The organism is Candidatus Desulfolinea nitratireducens (genome assembly GCF_982879505.1).
The window spans coordinates 1-5,378 of sequence record NZ_CEYOSI010000234.1; the positions used below are offsets into that span (position 1 = coordinate 1).

The following is a 5,378-nucleotide window of genomic DNA, read 5'->3' on the forward strand; positions in this document are numbered from 1 at the left end:
CGTTTGCTGCTCAATGAGCTGGATTGGCGCTTAACGCTGCGTAGTTTTTTACTTCTGACCGGGGGAAGCCTGATCTCGGCTATTAACCTAAACCTTTTTTTAATTCCATGGGAAATTGCCCCTGGTGGGCTTTCAGGATTGGCAATTGTCATTAATAAATTCACAGCATGGCCAATTGGGTTTATGATCCTGGTGATGAATCTCCCTCTCATGTTTATTGGTTTCAAATATTTAGGGAGATTTAATTTTTTAATTCGCACTTTTTATGTTGTACTGGTATCCAGTTTGGCGGTGGACTTCCTGGCGCCCATATTCCCAGCAGAAGGGATTGTCGATGATTTAATGTTAAATGCGCTCTATGGAGCTGTTGTTGGTGGAATTGGGACTGGTCTTATCTACCGCGGCCAGGGGACGGGTGGTGGAACGGGCATACTTGGGCGAGTTTTACAATTCAAAACCGGGCTTCCTATTAGCCAACTATATCTATACACCGATGGATTCATTGTATTTCTGGCCGGCCTTGTTTTCGGTTGGGATAAGGCTCTCTACGCATTGGTTACCCTGTTTATTTGGGGAATTGCCGCAGATCAGATCCTGGAGGGTCCCAGTGTGGTGCGTACTGCTACGATTATTACCGACCGCCCAAAAGATGTCAGCGAAGCTGTATTTAGTCATTTACGCCTGGGAATTACTTCCTGGCCAGCTCAGGGCTTGTACACCGAAAAAAACCACACCGTCTTGTTTTTCGCAGTCAGCCGCCCGAAGGTAGATGTCCTAAAATCCGTAGTTTTGGAGGCTGATCCCCTTGCCTTTATCGTCATTGCGCAGGGTCATCATACCGTGGGTGGCACCTATAAACAAATGCAATAAACCTCAAAAGACGTATAAAATCATTGCCTATCTAGAAATTACGCCAGAACATAGAAGGTCCCGTTCCCTTGAAGGGAACGGGACCTTGATTTTTAGTTATTCATGGAGGAAAATCTAAAGCCAGCGCTCGGTATCTTCACTGTTTGGTGAGGCTGATATCCCAACAGGATGATAGCTCGGATCAGAACGCGTGCCGCGCCTCGAAGTGGAAGCAACTCTGGGTGCGGAGCGTGCCGAGCTTCGCGGTGTTGCCCGGGCGGGTGCCCGCGTGGTTGGACGCTGTATTTGGTTTGAAAGAGATGGCTTCGTTCCGACCACAGCATCCATATTGAAAAGTCGCTCTCCAGCCATGGAGAAGGTTCCAATAATAAGCACACGCACCAGCCAAACCATCAAGGCGACAAAGATCGGAATCGCCTTTGTCATTGCGCTCTGGCTGACCAGAACGCTGCCCTGTGCAGAGTGATCAAGGATGGCCACAGAAACGCCCCACCACGTCAGCATGGCATTCATTACAGCCGCCAGCAACCAGGCTCCAAAGAGATACCAAACCTCCGCAGGTTCGGCTGCTCCCTGCTCTGGCGTAAACAAACGTGCCACCCCTGCAAAGTCGATCCCGCAAAAGGCAAAGGCGAGAATAGTGGTCCAGCGAACCCCGATAAATTTCAATTCATTACCGAGGAGATCGGTGAGGGCAAAGTCGGTTGTAGAGAAATTAAAGATTTCAAAAGCCAGCAGTGCGGAGAGCAAAATCAGCCCAAACATGGATCCGCGCCGCAAGCCAGCTTTCTGGAAAGTCGACAACAGGTTGAATGAAGTCGATTTGGACATAAAAGCCTCCTTTCTGGCTTGTTTTGCTGTATCAACAGCAATGGTTGGATAGACTTCACTATAGTAGAACACTTGTTCTATTTTGTCAAGAGCTATAATAAAAGAGCTCATCCCAAATGGGATAAGCTCAAAGAGAAAAATATGCTCTTCTTTGAAGAGAAAAACCTATTCACCTGCCCTACTCAGAATTCAGACTGGTGAAAAGAGCGATCTGGTTGCCTGTTGGGTCCTTTAAGATGGCGAACCAGCCCATATTGGGAATTTCAGATTTCGGAACCACGGTCTTTCCACCCAGCGATTCAGCTTTCTTGAGATCGGCATCGATATCGGGGCTGTCGACATAGACCACCACATTTCCGACCGGGTTCTCAGCGCTGACAGGCGTGAAGCCTCCCCCAGGACCCTCGGTTGGCTCAAACATGGTGTAATCCATCTCGGGCATGGATTCGATCTTCCAGCCGAAAAGATCGGCATAAAATTTCCCTGATTCAGCTGCATCACTGGTCGGGATTTCGATGTGGACAATATTTCTTTTTGTCATTTTTACTCCTTTTTTGGCGGATTTCTATTATAGAACATTGTTTCTATTTATGCAAGTCATCCTTAATAGGTTTGCCTTATGAGCCACAAATCCCTTGACACATCCCTTCCCTTGCTGTAAACTTGCGCCAATCTCGGATAAATATGATGAATAATAAATCCTTCAACGCCTTTTATTTTTATTTTGGCTTCCGCACCCCGGAAACCAATGGCGGCGTTTAAAAGGAAATCTAACCCTAAACCTTAAAGCGTGAGACCAATTGGTCTCACGCTTTTTTGCTTAAAACCCAAAAGGAGCAAAAGATGCCAGTTCGAGGAATACGAGGTGCAACTACCATCAGCCAGGATACTGAGACCGAGGTTCTCGAGGCCACCGTGGAGATATTGGAAGAGATCCGGGTTGCAAATCCAAGCCTCCAGCCTGAGGACATCGCCAGCGCGTTCTTTACCGTTACCTCCGACATCCGCTCCGCGTTTCCGGCCCGCGCTGCAGAGAAAAATGGGTGGCGTAATGTCCCCAGAATATGCGCCCAGGAAATCCCGGTTGAAGGAAGTACTCCGTATTGCATTCGGGTTTTGCTTCTCTGGAATACTGATCTCAGGCAGGATGAAATCAGGCATATTTACATCAAAGGAGCAAGAAACCTGCGACCTGACTTAATTGAAAGCCAGACATGAGGTATATCAAATGATGATCATCATGCGCGCGAGCGCAAGCAGGGAAGAAGTTGAAAATGTCATTTCCAGGATAAAATCTCTCGAGCTGGATGCCCATCTCTCTGACGGGGCTGAGAGAACCGTGATCGGCGTGGTTGGTGATGGCCGCCCGGTGGAAGTGTCCCATTTCGTCCGCCTTCCCGGTGTGGATAGCGTTGTCCCCATCTCCAAGCCCTATAAACTGGCATCCAGGGAATTTTATCCTGAAAACTCTCTAGTCCCGATTGGTGAGCATCTTGTTGGGAATGGCAGTCGCGTCATCATTGGTGGACCTTGCGCCGTCGAGAACCGGGAGCAGATTCTCGAATCCGCTCTAGCTGTAAAAGATGCCGGAGCCCAGGCTTTGCGCGGAGGCGCCTTCAAGCCCCGCACCTCTCCCTACTCTTTCCAGGGAATGGGAGAGGAGGGATTGAAGCTCCTTGCGGAAGCGCGCGACCTAACCGGTCTGCCGATCGTTACTGAAGTGACATCTCCGGAACTGGTGGGCCTTGTTGCTGATTATGCAGATGTTCTCCAGATCGGTGCCCGTAATATGCAAAACTACGCCCTGCTAAAAGCTGTTGGACTCAGCAAGCGTACAGTTTTGCTCAAGCGCGGTATGAGTGCCACCATCAACGATTTCCTTATGGCTGCTGAATATATTCTCTCCAAGGGCAATAAAAATATAATTCTTTGTGAGCGAGGCATCCGCACCTTTGAGACCGCCACAAGGAATACCACGGATATCAACGCAATTCCTGTTTTAAAAATTCTTACTCACCTTCCCGTCATTCTCGACCCAAGTCATAGCACAGGTGATTGGCGTTTGGTCTCTGCCCTTGCCCGTGCCGGTATAGCCGCCGGAGCCGATGGGCTGATCGTTGAAGTACACCCGGACCCCGTCAATGCTCTTTCGGATGGTGCCCAATCACTAAAACCAAAACGGTTTACCGAGCTTGTCAAAGAGGCCAACGCCATTGCAGATGTGCTCAAGTCGGCAAACATTCCAACGACGCCCCGGCAATAAAAGAAAATAGTTATCTTCGCATTTATTCGTAATTCAAAAGGAGCTTTACCATGATGATCATAATGAAAACTACCGCAACAAAAGCTGAGGTACGCCATGTTCTTCAGCGGGTCAAAGACCTCAACCTCCATCCTCACAGAATTGCCGGATCAGAACGCAATGTGATCGGCGTCGTAGGAGATGGTCGTCCGGTCGAACCGACCGCCTTTATCCGGCTGCCGGGGGTTGCCAGTGTGATCCCCATCTCAAAGCCCTACAAATTGGCATCACGTGAGTTTTACCCCGAAAACACGCTCATCCCCATCGGAGAGCACGTCGTCGGAAACGGGACACCCATTATCATTGGCGGTCCCTGCGCAGTAGAGAGTCGCGAGCAAATTCTTGAAGTGGCGCAAAGCATCAAAGCTGCAGGCGCGCACGCCTTACGAGGCGGTGCCTTCAAACCGCGCACATCTCCTTACTCGTTTCAGGGGATGGGCGAAGAAGGATTAAAACTTCTCGCTGAAGCGCGTGATCTAACAGGCCTGCCCATTGTCACCGAGGTTACCTCTCCCGAATTGGTTCCCCTGGTCGCCGATTATGCCGAGGTTCTCCAGATCGGCGCAAGAAATATGCAGAATTATGCCCTGCTCAAAGCTGCTGGTATCAGCAATCGCACTGTTTTACTCAAGCGCGGGATGAGCGCTACCATTAACGATTTACTAATGGCTGCTGAATATATCCTTTCAAAAGGCAACCAAAATGTGATTCTCTGCGAGCGAGGCATCCGTACCTTTGAAACCGCTACCCGCAATACAACCGATATCAATGCGATCCCCGTCCTGCAGGCCCTAACCCACCTCCCCGTTATCCTTGATCCCAGCCACAGCACGGGGCACTGGGAATACGTCTCCGCCCTCGCCCGCTCGGGTATTGCCGCGGGCGCTGATGGGATTATTGTCGAGGTCCATCCTGACCCTGCCAATGCTTTGTCAGATGGCGAACAATCGCTCAAGCCAAAACGCTTCACAACCCTTGTCAAACAGGTCAACGCCATCGCAGACGCGCTAAAAATGGCAGAAATCTCCACCAATCCCCTTCAATAACTTAGAAGATGATTTTGCGAGGAGATTGCTCGCCTGCACTGCAACAAACTCAGAGCGGCGCACGTGTCGCTCCGCTCGCAAATTCATCATCACTCAATAAAAAATGGAAGAAAGTAACTTCTTACACGATCAAAATATTGCCATTCTCGGATTGGGATTGATGGGTGCCTCCCTGGCGATGGGACTGCGCGGTCATTGCAATAGCCTACTTGGCGCAGACAGCGATCCGGAGACCTGTCAGATTGCCCTCGCTAAAGGAGTGGTGGATTCAGCTTCGACAGATCTTCGCCAAGTCCTGCCGGAAGCGGATATACTGATCATAGCCACAC

7 protein-coding genes are annotated in these 5,378 nt (G+C 49.9%); 5 read left to right on the top strand and 2 right to left on the bottom strand.

Annotated elements, in window-relative coordinates; all coding sequences use genetic code 11:
- The coding region (locus AC3DOM_RS15355; protein WP_487919921.1) for a YitT family protein at nucleotides 1-870 on the top strand (870 nt) is incomplete at its 5' end.
- A 114-nt stretch (nucleotides 871-984) separates the two neighbouring features.
- Here AC3DOM_RS15355 and AC3DOM_RS15360 read toward each other — a convergent pair.
- Together AC3DOM_RS15360 and AC3DOM_RS15365 are read right to left on the bottom strand one after the other, a co-directional pair.
- Entirely contained in the window at nucleotides 985-1,701 is a 717-nt protein-coding gene (locus AC3DOM_RS15360; RefSeq protein ID WP_487919922.1) for a hypothetical protein, read from the bottom strand.
- A 178-nt stretch (nucleotides 1,702-1,879) separates the two neighbouring features.
- The gene (locus tag AC3DOM_RS15365; protein WP_487919923.1) at nucleotides 1,880-2,242 is read right to left on the bottom strand and encodes a VOC family protein; all 363 of its coding nucleotides are present in this window, start codon (nucleotides 2,240-2,242) and stop codon (nucleotides 1,880-1,882) included.
- A 302-nt stretch (nucleotides 2,243-2,544) separates the two neighbouring features.
- On the opposite strand from AC3DOM_RS15365, the gene aroH reads away from it, so the two are divergent.
- The 4 genes from aroH to AC3DOM_RS15385 form a co-directional block, all read left to right on the top strand.
- Nucleotides 2,545-2,919 (top strand): chorismate mutase, encoded by a 375-nt coding sequence (gene aroH / locus AC3DOM_RS15370; protein WP_487919924.1) that lies wholly within the window; start codon nucleotides 2,545-2,547, stop codon nucleotides 2,917-2,919.
- 10 nt (nucleotides 2,920-2,929) lie between these two features.
- Nucleotides 2,930-3,964: a 3-deoxy-7-phosphoheptulonate synthase gene (aroF, locus tag AC3DOM_RS15375; RefSeq protein ID WP_487919925.1), complete on the top strand. Its 1,035-nt coding sequence runs from the start codon at nucleotides 2,930-2,932 to the stop codon at nucleotides 3,962-3,964.
- 50 nt (nucleotides 3,965-4,014) lie between these two features.
- Entirely contained in the window at nucleotides 4,015-5,049 is a 1,035-nt protein-coding gene (aroF, locus tag AC3DOM_RS15380) for a 3-deoxy-7-phosphoheptulonate synthase (protein WP_487919926.1), read from the top strand.
- Between the two features lie 103 nt (nucleotides 5,050-5,152).
- The coding region (locus tag AC3DOM_RS15385) for an NAD(P)-binding domain-containing protein (protein ID WP_487919927.1) at nucleotides 5,153-5,378 on the top strand (226 nt) is incomplete at its 3' end.